The sequence below is a fragment of the Chondromyces crocatus genome, from assembly GCF_001189295.1.
In the GTDB taxonomy this organism is placed as follows: Bacteria; Myxococcota_A; Polyangia; order Polyangiales; family Polyangiaceae; genus Chondromyces; species Chondromyces crocatus.
Map to the genome: position 1 here is coordinate 304,230 of NZ_CP012159.1, position 18,435 is coordinate 322,664.

Here is an 18,435-nt window from a genome sequence, read left to right on the forward strand (position 1 = left end):
AGCAGACATCGCCCACCTCAGGGGAGGTGGATGCGTCCGGGCGCACCGTTCGCTCCCTGCTCGGTGTGGCAGCGGTTGCAGTCACCGCTCGCCTGCGGCGTGTTCATGACCCGCTCCTTGCCGTTCGCGACCACCTTGGCCCGAATGGGAAACGTCAAGGCGCCCGCCCGCCGGGGCAGGTGGAAGTTCCCCGTCGGCTCGAGGGGTAGAGAATAGGTTCGGTTCTGGGCGTCAGTGATGACGACCCGCACCTCGTCGGTACCGTCATCCACGCCGTAACAGAGATCAGGCTCGTGGAGGGTCGGGTACACCGTCCCTCCGAGCACCACGAAATCATCGTCATCATCGTCATCGTCGAAATCGCCACTCTCGGCGTGACAGGTGATGCAGGCGCGACCCGGGTTCATCCACGGCCCTTCCTCGTCGAGCTCCCCGCCCCGCGGGTGCGGGTTGTCGTCGCCCATCTTCCAGAACCGCTCGCTCGTGCAGACCGTCGCCACCGGGCCGGCCCCTCCGTCGCCGCACGCGCCACGCGGCATCCCCGCATCGAGCCAGGCCTCGAGCACGGCACGCTCGGCCGCGGGCACGGTGGGGCCACTCCCAGGAGGCATGGGCGCCGCCGTCGACGCCATGCGCTCCACGGAGAGCGCACCCACGCTCCGCGTCGGATCCGACACCGCGTTCGCCGCGAGGTCCTCGTACGTCACGAGGGCCATCGGCGCGGACGGCGTGCTCCCGTGACAGCTCCGGCAGTGCGTCGCCAGCACCGCGTCGACGTCACACGGCAAACCGCGGTCTGCCCCGGTGCCGCTTCCCCCTTGCCCCACCGGACCCCCGGCGCCGCTGCCCGAAGGCTCGGCGTCCGCACCGTCACCCGAAGGGAGAAAGCAGCCGGCGGCAGCGGAGAGCACGACCGTGAACGGCAACAGCACACGAAGCAACAGGCTCATCGTCGACACCCTCGGTGACGGTGATGGAGCGGCGCCCAGGCGCGCCTCGGGGCGCACCAGCACCGCTCCGAGGTGCAGCTCAGGAGTCGACGACGTTGAACGTCACCGCCACGTCGACGTCAGGCTTGACCGAGAGCCCCATGTAGCTCGGCTTCTCGATGCCGAACGCGGTCATGTCGACGCGCACGCTGCCGGACACCGCGTGACCCGAGCCGCCCTTCTTCGCCTCGTACTTGAACTTCACCGGCTTCGTCTGCCCGTGCAGGTCGAGCTGCCCCGTCGCCTCGCCCCCACCGACGGCGGGGTAGCCAATGGCCGCCTTGGTGACGATCAGCTTCGCGTTCGGGAATTTGCCGACCTCCAGGTACTTCTCCTTCATGTGCTTGTTGCGCAGCTCGATCCCCGTATCGAGCTTGGCGAGGGGGATCACGATCGTCACGCTGTCGGCGGTGTCGCTGACGCGCACCTCGTCCGACTTGCCGACGATGCTCAGACCGGCGGGCCCCACCGCCTTGAACTCCACCGTGGCAGCGCCCGTCGAGGCGAGCTTGGCGTGGGCGGTGAGCGCGGCCCCTGCCGTGAAGGCCGAAGCAAAGAGACCAACATGGAGCCAACGATGCATGATCCATTCTCCCTTTCGGGGACGGCCGACCTCGCGTCAGCCGTCGTGAGGATCATGTGCAACACGATTCCCCCCAGCTCCAGTAACGCCCCCTGACCCGTGTGTTGGGAATCCGGGCCGCGCCTGCAGGCTGGCGATGGGAGGTGTCGAGAGGTGCTCTGACCTAAGGCTTCTTCCGGTTCTTGAGCCGGTCCTGGAGCGCTCGCTGCCGCAGGTAGCGGCGCGCCAGCATGGTCATGGAGAGGATGCCACCGACGGTCGTCAGCACCCCGCGCCAGTTGCGGGTCCCGATCGGCGCCGCCTGGCACCCGTACTCCGCAACCAGCGGCCCGTCGGCCCCCGCGCCGACGTTGGGATCGGTTCCCTGGCGCAGCTCCTCGATGTCCGGCACCCCGTCACCGTCGCTGTCCTTCCCGGCGCCCTCGAGCGCCTGGAGGGCGAGCACGAGCGAATCCTCGTCGTAAGGAACGAGCCCACGGCTGAGCATGCTCTCTCCGAACGGGGTGGTCACCGTTCCCGCCGTCGCCGAGCCCTGATGGCAGATCGAACAATCCGGCGCCGCATCGAGCCCGAGCTCGGACTGGATGCGTGGAGGGAAGTTCGGCGTCGCGTGGGCCTGTCCCGCCAGTGCCGTGGTGAGGACCACGAACGCCGCGGTGAGGAAGGTCTTCTCAGAGGAAAACATGGAGCTGCCCCAGGAGGGAGGTCACGCCCGCGCGGCTGCCCGCGATCGGCACGTTGCGGTAATTGAAGTCGAACCTCACGTCCGCGTGAGGCGCAAAGAACCAGTTCGCCGAGAGCCAGCCGCCGAGCGAGGCCCCTTGCGCCGAGAAGTCGTTGTTGAGCACCTCGCCGGTACCGATGAAGTGGACGCCCTGGATCGGCTCCACGTCGACCTGGAGCATGCCGGTCGCGCCAGCCTGGATCGAGGCGTCTCTCGAGGAGCGCATCAAGAAATCGCCCTCGGCCATGATCACCACGGGCTTGACCGGCACGTAGCGCGCGAACACCCCGTGCGCGTGCCGGAAGAGCGGCGCCTGCGTCGCGAGATCGGTATCGGTGTACGTGATCAAGCTCGACACGCCGACGGCGAGGTTTTGACCGAACGCGCGCTCGACGTAGCCGGAGTAGCCGCGCTCTCGCAGGTCGGGGGGTGAAAGCTGGAGGTTGCCGATGATGGCCATCACCTCCATGCGCCAGGCATCCTCCACGTAGCTGAACGCAAGGCCGTGCTGCTGGGCCGCGTTGATGTCGGTGAGCGTCGCCGACCTCGCCCACATCGTGTGCTCGATGATCCGCAGGCCGTACGGGAGGTTCATGCGGCCCGCGCGCAGCATGAACGCCTCGCTCTCGCCGAGCACGACGCCGGCCCAGTGCTGTCTCGACACGAGCCGGTGCTCTTCACCGTGGGTCACCGACGCGCCGAGCGCACCCTCGGGGACGTACCCCAGCGACACCGAGGCGCGGAAACGATCGATCACCGCACCCGCTGCGGCGTCGGCTTGCATGAGCATGTACCGGGTGACGGTGGGGGCAGGCGACGGAGGTCGCACGTGCAGCAGCAAGCTGCGGACGTCGGCCTGGACGAGCAGCTGCTCCGGCAGGGGGATGGCCCCGAACAGGAAGCCGCCGAGCTTCGAGGGGTCCTCGTCCGCCGGTGGCTCACCGTAGCGCGTGCGGAGGAGGACTTCGCTTTGCGCCCGCCCGTAGAGCGTCATCAACCCGGCGCCCGACGGGTCGATGTGGCACGTCGAGCAGCTCGTGTAGTCATGCCGGATCATCCACGGGTACGCCCACGCGCGCTCGCCGACGAGCAGCACGAACAGCGGGAGGACCAGCGCCAGCAGCAGACGCGGGAGGCGCTGGCTGCGCCCCCGGGAGCGACGAACGCCTCGCTCAGGACAGATGGGTTCGACCAGGAGCACCGTATTTTCCCTGCTCGGTGTGACGACCGTCGCGCACACCGCTCGATTGCGACGTGCGCATCACGCGCAACGCACTGCACTCCATACCAAAGGTCCGGCTCGGGGAGCGTCGGAACCACATGCCCTGGGTTCCGTGTCGTCCTGGTCGCCGCCCCACGCTCGACGTGACGATCGACGTGCGACGTGCCCCCTCCACATGCCGTCCGGATCTTGGGCGCGCTCTTGTCGAGTCCGTTTCCTCCACCCCCGCACCGACGCCGGGGGCGTGGACAGATGACCGTCGAGCAGCCGAGACCGTCGCTCTCCGCTCATGACGGCAGAGGATGCGACGGCAGCGTCTCCGTCCCGTTCACTGATCGTGGGTGTTGAACTTCACGGACACATCGACGTCGGGCTTCACCGAGAGGCCCATGTAGCTCGGCTTCTCGATCCCGAAGTCCAGGATGTTGATCCGGACGCTGCCGGTCACCGCGTGGCCGTTGCCGCTCTTGGTCGCCTCGTACTTGAACTTCACGGGCTTGGTCTGACCGTGGAGCTTGAGCTGCCCCGTCGCCTCGCCCGCGCCGACCGTGGGGTAGCTGATGGCCGCCTTCGGCACGACCAGCTCGGCCTGCGGGTACTTGGCGGTCTCCAGGTACTTCTCCTTCATGTGCTTGTTGCGCAGCTCGATGCCCGTATCGAGCTTCGCGAGCGGGACCACGATGTGCACGCTGTCGGCGCTGTCGCTGGCGCGCAGCTCGTCCGACTTGCCCACGATGCTCAGCCCGGCCGGCCCGGTGGCCTTGAACTCCACGGAAGACGACCCATGCGAGGCGAGCTTCGCGTGCGCGGACAGTGCGAAGCCCGCGGTGAGCACCGAGGCGACGACACCGACATAAAGCGAACGATTCATGACCTTCTTCTCCGTGCCAGGGGCGGCCGACCCGTCGCCAACCGCTTGGTGACTATTTGCAACAGGACGCCTCGACGTTCCACTGACGCGCGCGTCGGAAACCGGGGAGGAGCCTGCATGGGCGTTGGACGACAGCTTATCTCCGAAAGTCAAACCGTGAGGTGCGATGTGTGGATGACGCTGCCGGCATCCATCGATCCAGCGACGGCGAAGACCCACAGGGGAGGCGTGCCCGACATCCTCTCCATCGGTGGTTCACCGCCATGACGCCATGGCGTCACCGTGGCAGCTCGGCACACCGAGCGTCGCCCGCCCACGGTGCGCCCCCGTCCCACCGATCACCTCGCCTGTCGGAATCGTGCTCCTGCACCGACCGCTCAGGATCCCCAGGCGCGCTCCGTAGCCGACATCACCCCTGCGCGAGCCGACATCACCCCCGCGCGCGTGCAGGGCGAAGACGTCCACCGCCGCGCGACCGACGCCGCCACCATCGGCCCGAACGTGCCCGCCGCACACGACGGGTCATGGTCTCAGCCCGTGACCGCCCGGAGCGCCACTTCCAGCTTGGCGGCGACGGCGCCCACCTCGCTCCGGTCCACGCCCAGCGTCTCGGCCGCGCTCGCGTCGCTCATCGCCCCCTCCTCGATGAGGAGCGCTGCATAACGACGACCGAGGTCCGGTGTCTTCCTGAGGACTTCCACCACGTCGATCGACAGCTCGGGGTTCACCCGCGCCGCGCTCAGCATCTGCTCCACCCGACCGGCGCGCGCCTCCCCGCTCGCGTCGTCACCTGTGGCTTTCACGCCTCTGCGCGCCGGCGGCCTGGCCGGAGCCGCAGGCTTCTCCAGCAAGAAGTCCGCGGCTCCCCGCTTCCTCGCGAGATCGCGGAGGACCTCCTCCGACGTCTCGAGCGCGCCGTCGTTGAAGAGCACCAGGGCCTCACCCGTCTTCTCCAGCAGGAAGCGGAGCATTGAGACCTGCACGGCGTCCACGTCGAGGTCCCCCGGGCGCTCCAGGATCATCATCGAGCGGCACGCCTCGAAGCGCGCCGTGACCGAGGCCGGGATCGACTTCCGGGACCGTCGGTAAAGCGCCTCGAGCTCGTCGAGGGTGGGCAGCTTGCTGCTCGCCAGCACCTCGGCGTACTCGTCCTCGCTGTCACGGTGAGCCTCCAGGTAGGCCTCGAGCACGCGCTCACACTCGTCTTCGAGGGCGCGCATCGCCTCCGGCGCGAGCGGGCTGTAGATCCACCAGGTAGCGCTCATGGCGGGGGAGATACCCGATGTCCCGGAGCCGAACAAGCGCCGCCCGGGCCCTCGCCGCACCTGACCTCACGGCTTCGGAGAGCGGGCGAAGTCACCCGCTGCAGGGTCCAGGGATCAGCCGCCGCTTCGCACCACGAGCACGTCGTCTTGTGCACGCACCACCTCGACGCTGGAGGCGAGCTGACGGAGCCGCAGCGTCCTGCCCTTCTCCGGGCCGACGACCGTCCATCGCCCCCAGACCTCCTTATCATCCTGATCCTGCACCAGCACCACCGCGCCGGGCGCCACCGGATCGATGGCGCGCACCGCGTGGACCCACAGCCGAGCTCTGGGGTGCTCCGACGCCGCCGCCGCGTCGGGTATGAAGACCGGGAAGCCACGGCCAGGCTGAAGCCGCACCGTCTCCCCAGCGATCGATTCCACGCGAACCGAGACGAACCTGGCCTTCGCCTGTTCCTCTCTCGACCCTTCCCCCGGTCCTTCTCCTCGCCCCTCGTCCTGCCCTTCTTCACGCAGCGAGAGCAGATCCCCCACCTCGATGGGTGCGCCGGTCGGCAGCGGCACGGAGACCCCCTCGGCCGACGCCTCGCTCGCGCGCTGCACGATCACGAGCGACTTCTGATCGACCTTGGGCTCGTGGAGTTCTCCCTCCAGAACGCGGACGCGCGTGTTGCGGTCCATCTCGGGGCCCAGCACCTCCGCGCGCGACCAGGCGCCCGAATGATGCACGAGCACCAGGTCCCCCTTCGCCGGCCCTCCCTGGAAGTACACGCTCGTGCGCGCGTGGAGCACGCTGCGGACGAGCGGCGTCGGCTCACGCGCGCCGCACGCGAGCCCCAGCACGCGCCCGTCGGGCGAGCGACCGAGCACGCTCACGTCACACGCCGCGCGCCCCGCCCGCATGGTGAGCTTGTCGCCGAGGGCGAGGGGCATCCCGTCCGCGACCGGCACCGTGTAGGCGCCGCCGGGCGCGCCCCGCATGAACATCACCGTGCCGAAGATGCTCCCCGCGAGGACGAAGATCGCCCCGCCGAGGAGAAGAGGCTTGCTGCGGACCACGGGGACTTGCGACGTCGGCTCGGACTGCACGGGGGCGGAGTCTAGTCACGACGCCTCGTCCGCGCGACGGCGCGGCGATGGCGCGCAGACGAAGCGCGCGCGCCGAGCGGACCGCCTGGCTCAGGGGCTCCTCATCAGGGGCTCCTCAGGGGATGATCTTGGCGACGAAGGCGTCCCAGCCCCCCGCGCTCGTCAGCGCGCCGTTGCCGAAATCGAGGGTGTCCTGGAAACGGCCCGCCACGAGCAGGTGTCCCGCCGGATCGAAGGCCACCGCGCGCCCCCACTGCTCCCCCACATCGCCGAACCGCTGGCTCGACAGGTGCGTGCCCGCCGCATCGTACCGCGCGAGGAACACGTCGACCCCGCCCGCCGTCGTCAGCACCCCTCCGCCGAAATCCCCCGAACCGGCCAGCCGCCCGGTGATCGCCACCCCGCCCTGCGCGTCCAGCGCGAGCCCGTAGCCGAGCTGCTCCATCGCGCCACCGAACCTCCGACTCCACTGGTGCCCCCCGCCGCCATCGAACTTCGCCAGGAAGACGTCATGCGCTCCGCCGTTCGGGAGAGGGCCCCCACCGAAGTCGACGACGCCCGCGATCTGGCCCGTGATGAACGCATGGCCCGACGCATCCACCGCCACCTTGTGGCCGATGTTCGAGCCGGAGGCGTGGAACGCCTTGCTCCACGAGTGCGCCCCCGCGGCGCTGAACTTCGCGAGGAACACCTCCTCGCCGCTCTGGGCCACGAAGTCGTTCCCCCCGAAGTTCACGGTGCCGTAGAAGAAGCCGGTCAAGAACACCGCGCCGCTCGCATCCAGCGCCACCGAGCGAGGCGCCTGCGACGCGGCGTCACCGAAGCGCCGCCCCCAGAGCGGCACACCGGCCGCGCTCACCTTCCCGACGAAGATGTCGTTGCTGCCCGCGGCGGGGAGCGTGTCGCCCGCGAAGGTGAACGCCGACCGCACCGCCCCGGCGACGACCACGTTCCCCTGCGCGTCCACCGCCACGGCGTTCCCCTCGTCGTCCACGCCCGCGCTGCCGAAGGACAGGCTCCACACGTGGCCGCCATCGCCGTCCAGCCGCACCACGAAGCCGTTGCTCCCCGCGCCCGCCGCGCTCAGCACGCCCCCTCCGAAGTCGATGCTCCCACCGAACGAGCCGGTGATCACCACGTGCCCCCCTGGCGCGAGGGCCACGCCCCGCATCTGCTCGCTCACGGTCCCGCCGAACCGCCGGCTCCAGAGGTGCGTCCCGTTCGGCGCGAACTTGGCGACGAACAGATCGCTCCCACCCGCCGTCGTCAGGGTCCCTCCTCCGAGATCGATGGCCCCGGAGAAGTGACCGACCAGGAAGACGCTGCCTGCGGCGTCCGTCACCACGTCGACGGCGTCCTGATCCAGCGTGTTGCCAGCCTGCCGCGACCACGCCGCGCTGCCACACGCCGGGTTCACCCCGTCGCAGTCCTCGTCCGCCGGCGTGCCGCAGTTCTCCGCCTGCGGCAGCACCTCGCCCGTGCACGTGCCCCACCCGGAGCCTTGCGCGTTGCAGACCTGCGTGCCGGCCCTGCAGATCCCGACCCCGGCCGTACCGGGTGGTCCTCCGTAGCAGCTCGCCACCGAGCCCGGCACGCACACGCATCCCTCGCCGGACTCGTTGATCTGCCCGTCGCAGTCCTCGTCGCCCGGCTGGAGGCAGGTCTCCGTCTGCGGCAGCACCTCGCCGATGCACGGTCCCCACGCGGTCCCTTGCGCGTTGCATGCGCGCACCCCGGCCATGCAATTGCCGACGTTCACGGTGCCCTGCGGCCCGCTGTAACAGGACGCCGTGGTGTTCGGCACGCAGACACACCCGGCCCCGTCCTCGTTCACCACGCCATCGCAGTCGTCGTCCACGGGCGTCAGGCAAGTCTCGGGCAAGGGCACCACCTCACCCATGCAGGGGCCGTAGCTCGTCCCCGAGTTCTGACAGACCTGCGTGCCGCCCACGCACGCGCCCACCCCCTGTGTCCCGGCGGGGCCCGAATAGCAGGGGAGCGACGTGCCGGGCACGCACTGACAGTCGACCCCCTCCTCGTTGATCTGCCCGTCGCAGTCGTCGTCGCCAGGGGTCGCGCAGGTCTCGGGCACCGGCGTCACTTCGCCCTCGCAAGGTCCGAAGCCGCTGCCGTCCTCGAGACACTGCCTCAGCCCGGCCCTGCACAACCCCGTCGTCTCGGTGCCGGGCGGCCCGCTGTAACAGAACTCGCTCGTCCCCGGGTTGCAGACGGAGCTGCCTCCGCCGCTGCCGCCCTGGCCTCCAGTCCCGCCTTGGCCTCCGGTCGCGGCGTTGCCCGCATCGCCCCCGGCGCCCCCGGCGCCCCCGGCGCCCCCGGCGCCCCCCGCACCGCCAGCCCCACCGCTCCCGGGTCCGCCGCCGCTGCCTGGCCCCGAGCTGCTGCTCCCGGGACCGCTCGGATCACCCGACCCGTCGCCATCGCTGGAGCAACCTGCCGCGAGCAGGAAGGGAACCGTCACCACTGCGGCCCACGCGCGCTTCCGACGCCGGATCGACTGCATGCCAAGAAAGCTCATGACCGCGCAGACAAGCGGTGCAGTGAGACGCTGTCAAGGCGTGGCGGGGGCGGCCTCCAGCGCCTCGATCACCAGCCGGTAGCCAGGCGCCTCCACGAACGTGAAGCTCACCGTGTCGCCGACCTTGATCCCCTCGAGCAGCGCCGGGCGGGCCACCTCGAAGTCCATGGTCATCGCCTTCATGTAGTCGGGGATCTCCTCGTGCGCGATGGCCACCGAGGCGCGCGACGCCGGCAGCGCCTTCACCACGCCGCGCACCGTCCTCCTCGGCGCCGACGAAGAGATGGCCGGAGGCGTCTTCTGACTGTTCTCCGCCGAAGGCCCGCGCTCGCATCCACCGCAGAGGATCGAGACGAACAGAACGAGAAATACCGCTCGCATGAGCCGTGAGCGTAGTGCGAGAGACCGGCCGTGGGGTGCGGCATAATCACGCACCTGCGCGCTGTTCGTTGACCGTCCCGGTGCCAGCGCGTAGGAGATGCCGACGATGCCGAGCCAGAGCGCTCCTCCCCCGAGCCGCGACGGAACGTGGGCGATCCCCCTCTTTTTCGCTCTCGCCGTGGCCGCTGGCTCCTTCGCGATTTCGTCCTCGTCGCCGGACGGTGCCCCCTGGGACGCACCACCAGCGCACGCGGCGGAGGTCTACACGGCGACCGGCATGATCATGTCGTTCGGGCCGGACCGCGCCTTCGTGAACATCGCCCACGACGACATCCCCGGGTACATGAGGGCCATGGTGATGTCGTTCAAGCCGCGCGACGCGGCGCAGATCGCCACCTTCGCCGCAGGCGACCGCGTCCACTTCCGCTTCTCCGTGCAGGGCGATGGCCAGCGGCTGATCACGTCGATCCAGAAGCGCTGAGACACGAGGCCCTGCGTGCCCGAGCTACCGGAAGTCGAGCACGCCGCCCGCGCACTCCGGACCTGGCTCGTCGGCGTCCGGGTCACCCGCGCCGAAGCGAGCCCGAGCCGCGTGCTCCGATCGATGCGGCCCGAAGCCTTTTCCGCCGCGCTCCTCGGCCGGCGGTGTGAGCGCGTCGAGCGCCGCGGCAAGACGCTGTTGCTCGGCTTCGACGCCGGCCTCGGCTTGCTCTCGCACCTCGGGATGTCGGGGCGATGGCTGCGCCGGACGCCTGGAGAAGCGCCTCCGCGTCATGATCGTGCACGCCTGCACCTCGAGGACGGCGCAGCGCTCCACTATGACGACCCGCGGATGTTCGGCCGCCTCCTCGTCGCTCCGGCCGCGCAGCTCGCGGCGCTGCCGGAACTCACCGCGCTCGGCCCCGACCCGCTCCTCGACGGCATCGACCCGGAGCGACTCGGCGCCGCGCTCGTCCGCACCACGCGCCCGGTCAAGGTGGCGCTCATGGATCCGACCCTCATCGCGGGCGTCGGCAACATCCAGGCGGCGGAAGCCCTCTTTCGCGCCGGCGTTCACCCGGCCCATCCGTCCAACCGCCTCTCGCGGCAGCAGGTGGAGGCGGTGGCAGCAGGCATCGAGGCCTCCATCGCGCACACGCTCGCGTCCCTTTCGACGACCGACGACGTGCATTACCTGTCCGGCGGGCGCGCAACCGACAACCCATTCCTCGTCTACGGACGTGTCGGCACGCCGTGCCCGCGCTGTGGTGCGCCGATCGAGACGCGCCGCCTCGCCGGGAGGAGCAGCGCCTACTGCCCCCGGTGCCAGCCAGCACCGCCTGGTGGATGAGCGGCGCGCGCGCTCAGGGTGACTTGAGCCGATCCTTCAGCTTCTGGATGGCGTCGGTCACCGGGGGGCTGTGCTTGAAGCAAGCGCGCACCACCGTCTCCAGGACCAGGAGGGTGCGCTCGTCGCCGTCCTTCACCGCCTGGTCGAGGAGGCCGAGCTTCTCGTTGCAGGGCGCGTCGCGGAGCGCGAACGCCGCGCGCACCGGCGGGCTCGCGTGGGCGGAGAGCTCGGGCTTGCGCAAAATCTCCGCCGCGCGCAAGGCGGGTCCGGAGCGGCCACGGGTCTCGACGAGACGGTAGAGGACGTCGCCTCCGCCGGTGCCGAACTGTGTCGCGAGCGCGGTGAACACGGGCTCGGCGTGCGGGTTGGTCCCCGGCGGCGAGGCGACGAGAACCGCCAGGTTGCGCGCGGCCTCGGCCACCCCTGGATCCTCCAGGGCCTTGCGGTCGCGCTTGGCCAGGTCGAGCAAGGTGCTCACCGCCTCGTCCCAGCTCCGCTTCTTCACCGCGTTCTGGAGCGCCTCGCGCGCGGCCGGGTCGGGCGCGGTGTCCGCCGAAGCCGCCGAAGCCGCCGCCGAGGGAACGGTATCCGGCGCTTCCTCGGCTCCCGGTGCCTCTTTCTGTGGAGACGCCGAGGGCGAGAGCGGGCCCGGCAAGTTCTTGAGGTCGCGGAAGGTCTCCTTCGGTGGACGGAGGTTCACGGTGGGCGCCTTCGGGCGCGTCACGGGGGCGTTCGGGTCCGGCGGCGGCGGCGCAGTTCCGCGCGTGACGAGCCACACGCAGAAGATCCCGATGACTGCGCCCACGAACACCAGGAGGCCCAGGTTGCTCTGCTCTGCAGCGACCGCCTTCGCGGGCATTTTCGTGTTGCCCGCAGCGCGAGCGGCCGCAGCGGCCGGGGCGATGGGCTCCGGAGGGAGCGCAGGGCGAGAGCCCACCGACTCCGGAGGAGGAGGCGGCTCGGAAGGCGACGACGCTGGCGCCGAGGTCGTCAGCGAGGACGCCGCTGCAGAGGCGTCCTCAGGGCGGTCGGTCGACGGGCCCTTCGCGTCGCCCTCCACCGGCGACGACGCCCGTGACCCCTCATCCGATGACGACGCGCGCGCCTCCTCAGCCTGCGGCGACGCAGAGGAGGCTGCGCCCTCTCGAGACAGCGGTTTCGTCGACGCTCGCTCCGACGTCGCTTCTTTTGACGACCCTTGCTCCGAGGACACCCGCTCCAACGACCCTTGCTCCGAGGACACCCGCTCCAACGACCCTTGCTCCGAGGACACCCGCTCCGACGTATCCTCCGACGAAATACCCATCGACGACGTGCCCGCCGATGGCGACCCCAGACCCGGGACCGAGGCCTCCGACGTCGACACGTCCGACGCCCGATCCAGGGTGGTGCGCTCCGACGGCCCGAAGGGCCTGGAAGACGGCACCGTGTTCGAGAACTCCAGGTTCGAGTCCCGCGCCGACTGGAGGGCCGCCGAGTCCAGCTCCAGGAGCGCGCTCGACGACGTGGGAACCGGGCTCGCGGCAGCGCCCTCTCCCCCGTCGAGCTTCGGCAGGGCTGCAGGCGGAGGCACGTTCGCCTTCGCCATGTTGCTCGACGGCGGACGGGTCGAGGCGGAGACCGGGCGCGGCATCGGCAGCGCCGCGGCCTCACACGCCTCATCCAGCGCCGCGAGCAGCTCCTCGGCCGACGCGAAGCGCGCCTCGGGCAGCTTCTTGATCAACCGACGCGCGATCGCCTCCAGCTCCGGGGGGACCGACACCGAAGGCGCCCGCTCGGCGATGGGCGGCGCCTCCAGCGTCGCCATCTTGGTGAAGAGCTGCACCGGATCGTTGGCCGAGAACGGGTGCTTCCCGGCGAGCATCTCGTAGAAGATGATCCCCAGCGCGAAGAGGTCCGAGCGGGCGTCGACCGATTCCATGCCGAGCGCGGCCTCGGGGGCGAGGTACGCCATGGTCCCGAACACCACACCCGCGCCGGTGAGGCGCTCGGTCATCGAGGGGCGATCGGCATGCTCCAGCTCCGCGGCCACCGCGCTCAGCCGCTCCATGCGCACCTTGGCGAAGCCCCAGTCGATCAGCTTGACGAGATCGTTCTGCGCCTCGACGACCATCACGTTGCGGGGCTTGAGGTCGCGGTGGACGATGTCCATCGTGTGCGCCGCGCCGAGCGCTGCGGCGAGCTGACGCGCGATGCTGGCCGCACGCGACGGCGCGAGCGGACCGCGCCGGATGATGTCGTGCAGGGTCGTCCCCCGGACGTACTCGGCGACGAGGTAGAAGAGCCCGTCCTCGGTCTCGCCGAAGTCGGTGGCGGTGGCCACGTTGGGGTGCTGGATGTGCGCGCCCGCCACCGCCTCGCGCTCGAAGCGCTTCACCAGCTCCGGCAGCCCCTCGGTGTCCGGATGGAGGATCTTGATGGCGACGCGCTTGCGCATGCGCACGTGCTCGCCGCGGTACACCGCCCCCATCCCTCCCATCGCGATGACCTCGTCGATGCGGTAGCGCTGGGAGATGACCCGACCGAGGAGCGAGTCGGCCCGGCGCAGGGCCGCCTTGTCGGATTGATCCGTGGGCTTGGTCTCGGCCATCGCGATGGCCGGCACCCTACCCCGGTCCGGGTGGGACGGTCGACGTTCACCCGCACCCACCCCGCCCGTCCGGCACATCGCGCCAACGTCCGAGAAGCCCTTCCCGTCGCGTCATCTTCCTCACCACAGGGGGCATCCCCTGCTCCCCTCGCCCTTCCGTTGGCGCTCCCCGTGGGTCCAGGACGTCCGTGACGAACATCCGCGGCCGACCTCCTGTTGGCCCAGTCACCGAAATCCCCTCGAAAAGGGCCTACCCATCCTCTTTTCCAGTGAGACATGGTCGCGTCGGCCGCTGACGCGACCATGTCTCACCCTGGACTGCGGCTCGTCGACGACTCACGGGACCTGTGCACGCCCCGGACTGGGTCCCGTCGACGACTCACGGGACCTGTGCACGCCCCGGACCGGGTCCCGTCGACGACTCACGGGACCTGTGTTCGCGCGCCATGGCCCCGTCGACGGCGTACCGCAGCCAGGTCGGCAGCGCCCTCGCCCCGGGCGCCGTGCGCTCAGGTCCGGCTCGCCGAGGGACCGGCCCCCGTCACGCCGGGATGGCGGGGTGGTTCGCGCGCACGGATCCCCGCTTTCGTGTCCGCGGGCAGGTGAACTTCCGGACCCGCCCCCGACGCGGGTGGCGACGCTTTGGTCACGAGGTGGACCTGCCGAAAAATTTCTCTCCGACACCAGGTCCGCCTCGCCAGGCCAGAATTCCACCCCGTGTCAGCGTGGCTCGGTCGCCGGGCGGCTCGGGCGCTCGTCGGACACAGGCGAGAGCGCCTCGAACGGCGCCGCTCGAGCCTCCAGAAGGCGCAACTCGTCACCCAGCCAGTCGAGAAACGCCGCGTCCCAGGCGACGCCCTCGGGCCACGCGGCGGCGATGCGCGCGGCCAGCACCTGATCCCACCGGCTGTAGAGCGTGTGCAAGGCGGCGTGCGCGCGCCGGGCAGCGGCGGACGCGGCGAGGCGCAGATCTTCGGGCTGCGCGTCGTCGCCCTCTCCTTCGCGGAACGTGTCCTCGCAGACGTAGTAGTTGCAGGTGGCCGGGCGGAGGGTGTGGTCGATGGTGCAGCCCTCGGCGCCATGAAACACGCACTTGTTCTGGCGTCGATCGGTGGGGCGCTCGCGGCGTCGCACGCGCAAAAGGCGCAGCCCGCCCGCGACCGGCGAGAGCCGCCCCGCCGCGATCTGCGCGAGGAGGAAGTCACGACCGCCGAGCAGGACGATGCGACCGATGTCCGACCAGTCGGCCAGCGGTGGGCTGAAGCAACACCCGGCAGCCCCCTGGGGGCAACGCGCACAGAGCGGCGAGAGCAGCCGCGTGTGAACGCCGAGCAACTCCAGGTGGATCATGAGGACGAACGACGAGGCATGCGCGGCCCGGGACCAACGTGGGAACCGCGTACCAGTACACGGTTCCCCACCGCCGCGCACGGCCCACCTCGGCGCGTTCGCACCTCGCCCCCGGGCACGACCGGACGGCGCGCTCGGGTGCTAGGCTCCGGCCGTGTCGCGACGCCCTGCGCTCGATCCGAGGGACCCTGGGGAGAAGAGAGGAGCGCCACCACGCGCCGGGAGGACGACCCTGGGATGGATCGTCGCCCACCTGGCAGGGTGTGGCGTGTCGAGCGCGCTGCTCGGCTGTGGCGCCAGCAGCGCGACGCACGGCGCGCCCGCGGTGGTGCTGGAGATCGCGCCGCTCGAGGCCGGGGTGGAGGCGAGCGGACCCGCCGCAGAGGCCGCGGAAGAGGCGCCCGATCCGCAGCGGAAGGGCATGATCCAGATCCCCTCGGGGAGCTTCGAGATGGGGTTCGACGGCTGTGACACGGACGAGCAGCCGGTGCATACGGTGAAGGTCGAGGGATTCTGGATGGACGTCACCGAGGTGACGGTCGAGGCGTACGAGCAGTGCGTCCGTGCGCAGACCTGCCAGCCCGCCCAGACGGCCGACGAGGCGGACTCGCGCCCCGAGGGCATCCTGCACTGCAACAGCGGGCGCACGGATCGGGCCCGGCACCCGGTGAACTGCGTGACGTGGCGGCAAGCGGACACCTACTGCCGGGCGCAGGACAAGCGGCTGCCCACCGAGACGGAGTGGGAGTTCGCGGCGCGCGGGACGAAGGGGCGCACCTTCCCGTGGGGCGACACGTTCCTGGACGAGGGGCTGTGCTGGGATCGAGACGACGGGACCTGCCCGGTGGGATCGTTCCCGGATGGCAACACGCCTCAGGGGCTCATGGACATGGCGGGGAATGTGTGGGAGTGGACTGCCAGTCATTACTGTGGGTACGGCGAGCCCGACTGCGACGACACGAGCTATGTCGATCGCGGCGGGGCCTGGGTGAGCGACGAGGAGCGGCTGGTGCACGCAGCCCACCGCGGCCGTGGGAACGCGCGGACGGCGGAGAGCTACATCGGGTTCCGCTGCGTGCGGTCGAGGTAGACGGGGCAGAAAGCGCGTGCGCCGAGGCGCGGGCGTAGTATCTGGCGGGCATGCCGCCGCTCGACCTCGGTGTCCTCGTCTCGGGACGTGGGTCCAACCTGCAGGCCATCCTCGACGCCGTGGCCGAAGGCCGGCTCGACGCGCGGGTGCGGGTGGTGATCTCGAACCAGGCGGACGTCGAGGCCCTGAGCCGAGCCGAGCGCGCCGGCGTGCCGACGCGCGTCGTGTCGCACCGGGCGTTCGCGGACCGCGCGGGCTTCGACGCGGCGCTGGTGTCGGCGCTGCGCGAGGCGGGGGCGTCGTGGGTGGTGCTGGCGGGGTTCATGCGGCTGCTCACGCCGACGTTTCTCGAGGCCTTCCCGGACCGCGTGGTGAACATCCACCCCGCGCTCTCGCCGTCGTTCCCCGGGGTGGATGCACAGCAGCAGGCGCTGGACCACGGGGTGAAGCTCACGGGCTGCACGGTGCACCTGGTGGACGCGGGCACGGACACGGGGCCGATCCTCGCGCAAGCGGTGGTGCCGGTGCTGGACGGCGACGACCGGGCGCAGCTCGGGGCGCGGCTGCTGGAGATGGAGCACGCGCTGCTCGTGCAAGCGCTCGGATGGATCGCCGAGGGGCGGCTGGAGCTCGTGCCGTCGGCTGCCCCCGGGGGACGCACGCGGGCGCGGTTCGCGGGGGTCGTGCCCGTGCTGGGGCTCCGCACGGCCGGAGGAGCAGCCGAAGGCTTTGGCGGCGGGCCGGAGCGGGCGCCGTGATCCAGCGGCACTACGACGTCATCGTCATCGGCCGCTCGATCGGCGCGCTCACCGCGGCGGCGCTGCTGGCGCGACGCGACTTCACGGTGATGGTGGTGGGTCACGGGGAGCGGCCGCCGAGCTACCGGATGGAGGGCCGGAGGCTCCGGCGGCGGGCGTTCACCATGCTGGCCGAGCCGTCGCCAGCGTGGCGCAAGGTGATGGTGGAGCTGGCGCAGTCGCAGACGTGGAAGCGTCGGGTGACGCCGGCGATGCCGATGATGCAAGCGCTGGCGCCGCGGCTGCGCCTGGACATCCCGCCGGACATGGCACTGTTCGGGCGAGAGATCGACCGGGAGCTGCCCGAGCTGCGGCGGGTGATCGACGAGCTGTACGCGGACCTGGCGCAGGTGAACAGCGCGGCCGACGAGGCGTTCGAAAGGGACGCGGTGTGGCCGCCAGGCACGTTCTGGGAGCGGCGAGAGACGGGGCGCTACGCCGCGATGCTGCCGTACGCCCACGCCGAGCCGGACGCGGACCTGATGGTGGAGTTCCCGCGAGGCCACCTGTATCGCGCGATCGTCACCAGCTCGGTGATGTTCGCGACCGACCTGTCGGCGCTGCCACCGCCGTTCGCGGTGGCGCGCTTGCACGGGGCGTGGACGCGCGGGGTGATGACGCTCCCCGGCGGGGAAGAAGACCTGGAAGAGTTCCTGATCGAGCGGGTGCAGGCGCACGGAGGGGTGTGCCTGCTCGACGAGCGCGCCGCAGCGATCCACGTGCGCCGCGGCGTGGCGTCCGGGGTGCTGGTCGACGGCGCAGAGCAGCCGACGAGCGCCGGGTTCGTGATCACCGATCTGGACGGCGAGGACATGGCGTCGCTGTCCGGGGGGGAAGGGATCCACAAGCGCGCGCTGCGCGAGTGGCCACGCATCACGTCGTCGGTGGGTCGGTTCGTGGTGTCGCTGGTGGTGCGCGACGAGGGGCTGCCCGCGCCGCTCGGGCCCGAGGCATTCGTGCTGCCAGGACCTGGAGGTGGGATTGCGCGGCCCGGGGGGCGCACGACGGGCGAGGTGCGCGCCGCGTCTCGGCCACCGCCAGCGATGGGGGGCGGTGTGCGCGGCGTCCGACCTGGACCTCTCCGCCCGGCGATCCACCTGCAGCGCTGTGCGCTGCCCACGTCGCCGGGAGAATCGCTGCTGATCGCCGAGGTGCTCTTGCCAGACCGAGGGCAGCTCGGGCTGCGTGACGCGCGCCAGGTGGTGCTGGACGCCTTGACGGCGGAGTTGCCGTTTCTCGAGCGCCACTTGCTCCTCGTCGACTCGCCGCACGACGGGCTGCCTGCGTGGGTGTACGAGGATGGGCGACGGCGGCTCGTGGAGCGGGGAAACGTGAAGGGCGCAGAGCCGATGATGCGCCAGCTCGAGGTCGATCCTCCAGGCTATCTGGGCCTCTCGGGTGAGCCGATCCGAGGCCCGATCGAGCGGACGCTGCTCGTCGGTCGGACGGTGCTGCCCGCCCTGGGGCAAGAAGGGCAGCTCCTCGCGGCCTGGGGAGCTGCACGTCTGGTGACGCGCACCGATCGGCGGAGAGAGAGGATGCGTCGCGACATGTGGAGCAAGGTGGAGATCGGGTGATCTCTCCCACCTCGAAGAACACGCACAAACCAGCGTGGCTC

16 protein-coding genes are annotated in these 18,435 nt (G+C 70.7%); 5 read left to right on the forward strand and 11 right to left on the reverse strand.

What is annotated here, in order from left to right:
- Positions 1–17: 17 nt before the first annotated feature.
- The 9 genes from CMC5_RS01095 to CMC5_RS01140 form a co-directional block, all read right to left on the reverse strand.
- Positions 18–950: a hypothetical protein gene (locus CMC5_RS01095; RefSeq protein ID WP_050428677.1), complete on the reverse strand. Its 933-nt coding sequence runs from the start codon at positions 948–950 to the stop codon at positions 18–20.
- A 79-nt stretch (positions 951–1,029) separates the two neighbouring features.
- Complete coding sequence (locus CMC5_RS01100; protein WP_050428678.1) at positions 1,030–1,572, reverse strand: YceI family protein; 543 nt, start codon at positions 1,570–1,572, stop codon at positions 1,030–1,032.
- A 163-nt stretch (positions 1,573–1,735) separates the two neighbouring features.
- Positions 1,736–2,257, reverse strand: coding sequence for a thrombospondin type 3 repeat-containing protein (locus CMC5_RS01105; protein WP_050428679.1), 522 nt, complete (start codon positions 2,255–2,257; stop codon positions 1,736–1,738).
- Positions 2,244–3,497, reverse strand: coding sequence for a hypothetical protein (locus CMC5_RS01110; protein ID WP_050428680.1), 1,254 nt, complete (start codon positions 3,495–3,497; stop codon positions 2,244–2,246). Before CMC5_RS01110 ends, CMC5_RS01105 begins: the two co-directional genes overlap by 14 nt.
- A gap of 349 nt (positions 3,498–3,846) precedes the next feature.
- The gene (locus CMC5_RS01115) at positions 3,847–4,389 is read right to left on the reverse strand and encodes a YceI family protein (RefSeq protein ID WP_050428681.1); all 543 of its coding nucleotides are present in this window, start codon (positions 4,387–4,389) and stop codon (positions 3,847–3,849) included.
- A gap of 530 nt (positions 4,390–4,919) precedes the next feature.
- Positions 4,920–5,654, reverse strand: a complete 735-nt coding sequence (locus CMC5_RS01125) for a hypothetical protein (protein WP_050428683.1) — start codon at positions 5,652–5,654, stop codon at positions 4,920–4,922.
- Positions 5,655–5,768: 114 nt separating this feature from the next.
- Positions 5,769–6,743, reverse strand: a complete 975-nt coding sequence (locus tag CMC5_RS01130) for a hypothetical protein (protein ID WP_050428684.1) — start codon at positions 6,741–6,743, stop codon at positions 5,769–5,771.
- A 115-nt stretch (positions 6,744–6,858) separates the two neighbouring features.
- On the reverse strand, positions 6,859–9,264 hold the full coding sequence (locus tag CMC5_RS01135; RefSeq protein ID WP_050428685.1) for a hypothetical protein: 2,406 nt from the start codon (positions 9,262–9,264) through the stop codon (positions 6,859–6,861).
- Positions 9,265–9,312: 48 nt separating this feature from the next.
- The gene (locus tag CMC5_RS01140; protein ID WP_050428687.1) at positions 9,313–9,660 is read right to left on the reverse strand and encodes a copper-binding protein; all 348 of its coding nucleotides are present in this window, start codon (positions 9,658–9,660) and stop codon (positions 9,313–9,315) included.
- 106 nt (positions 9,661–9,766) lie between these two features.
- On the opposite strand from CMC5_RS01140, the gene CMC5_RS01145 reads away from it, so the two are divergent.
- Both CMC5_RS01145 and mutM read left to right on the forward strand, forming a co-directional pair.
- Positions 9,767–10,141, forward strand: coding sequence for a copper-binding protein (locus CMC5_RS01145; protein ID WP_169796422.1), 375 nt, complete (start codon positions 9,767–9,769; stop codon positions 10,139–10,141).
- Positions 10,142–10,156: 15 nt separating this feature from the next.
- On the forward strand, positions 10,157–10,990 hold the full coding sequence (mutM, locus tag CMC5_RS01150) for a bifunctional DNA-formamidopyrimidine glycosylase/DNA-(apurinic or apyrimidinic site) lyase (protein ID WP_050428689.1): 834 nt from the start codon (positions 10,157–10,159) through the stop codon (positions 10,988–10,990).
- Positions 10,991–11,003: 13 nt separating this feature from the next.
- On the opposite strand, the gene CMC5_RS01155 is transcribed toward mutM, so the two are convergent.
- A complete protein-coding gene (locus tag CMC5_RS01155) occupies positions 11,004–13,580 on the reverse strand; it encodes a serine/threonine protein kinase (RefSeq protein WP_169796423.1) in 2,577 nt (858 codons plus the stop codon).
- 720 nt (positions 13,581–14,300) lie between these two features.
- The gene (locus tag CMC5_RS01160) at positions 14,301–14,930 is read right to left on the reverse strand and encodes a hypothetical protein (RefSeq protein WP_063796192.1); all 630 of its coding nucleotides are present in this window, start codon (positions 14,928–14,930) and stop codon (positions 14,301–14,303) included.
- Between the two features lie 154 nt (positions 14,931–15,084).
- Between CMC5_RS01160 and CMC5_RS01165 the strand changes: the two genes are divergently transcribed.
- Genes CMC5_RS01165 through CMC5_RS01175 form a run of 3 tightly spaced genes read left to right on the forward strand, consistent with a single transcriptional unit; the run spans position 15,085 to position 18,394 of the window.
- Positions 15,085–16,020 (forward strand): formylglycine-generating enzyme family protein, encoded by a 936-nt coding sequence (locus tag CMC5_RS01165; protein ID WP_156338025.1) that lies wholly within the window; start codon positions 15,085–15,087, stop codon positions 16,018–16,020.
- A 50-nt stretch (positions 16,021–16,070) separates the two neighbouring features.
- A complete protein-coding gene (gene purN, locus CMC5_RS01170) occupies positions 16,071–16,778 on the forward strand; it encodes a phosphoribosylglycinamide formyltransferase (RefSeq protein WP_050428692.1) in 708 nt (235 codons plus the stop codon).
- Entirely contained in the window at positions 16,775–18,394 is a 1,620-nt protein-coding gene (locus CMC5_RS01175; RefSeq protein WP_050428693.1) for an NAD(P)-binding protein, read from the forward strand. Before purN ends, CMC5_RS01175 begins: the two co-directional genes overlap by 4 nt.
- Positions 18,395–18,435 lie beyond the last annotated feature (41 nt).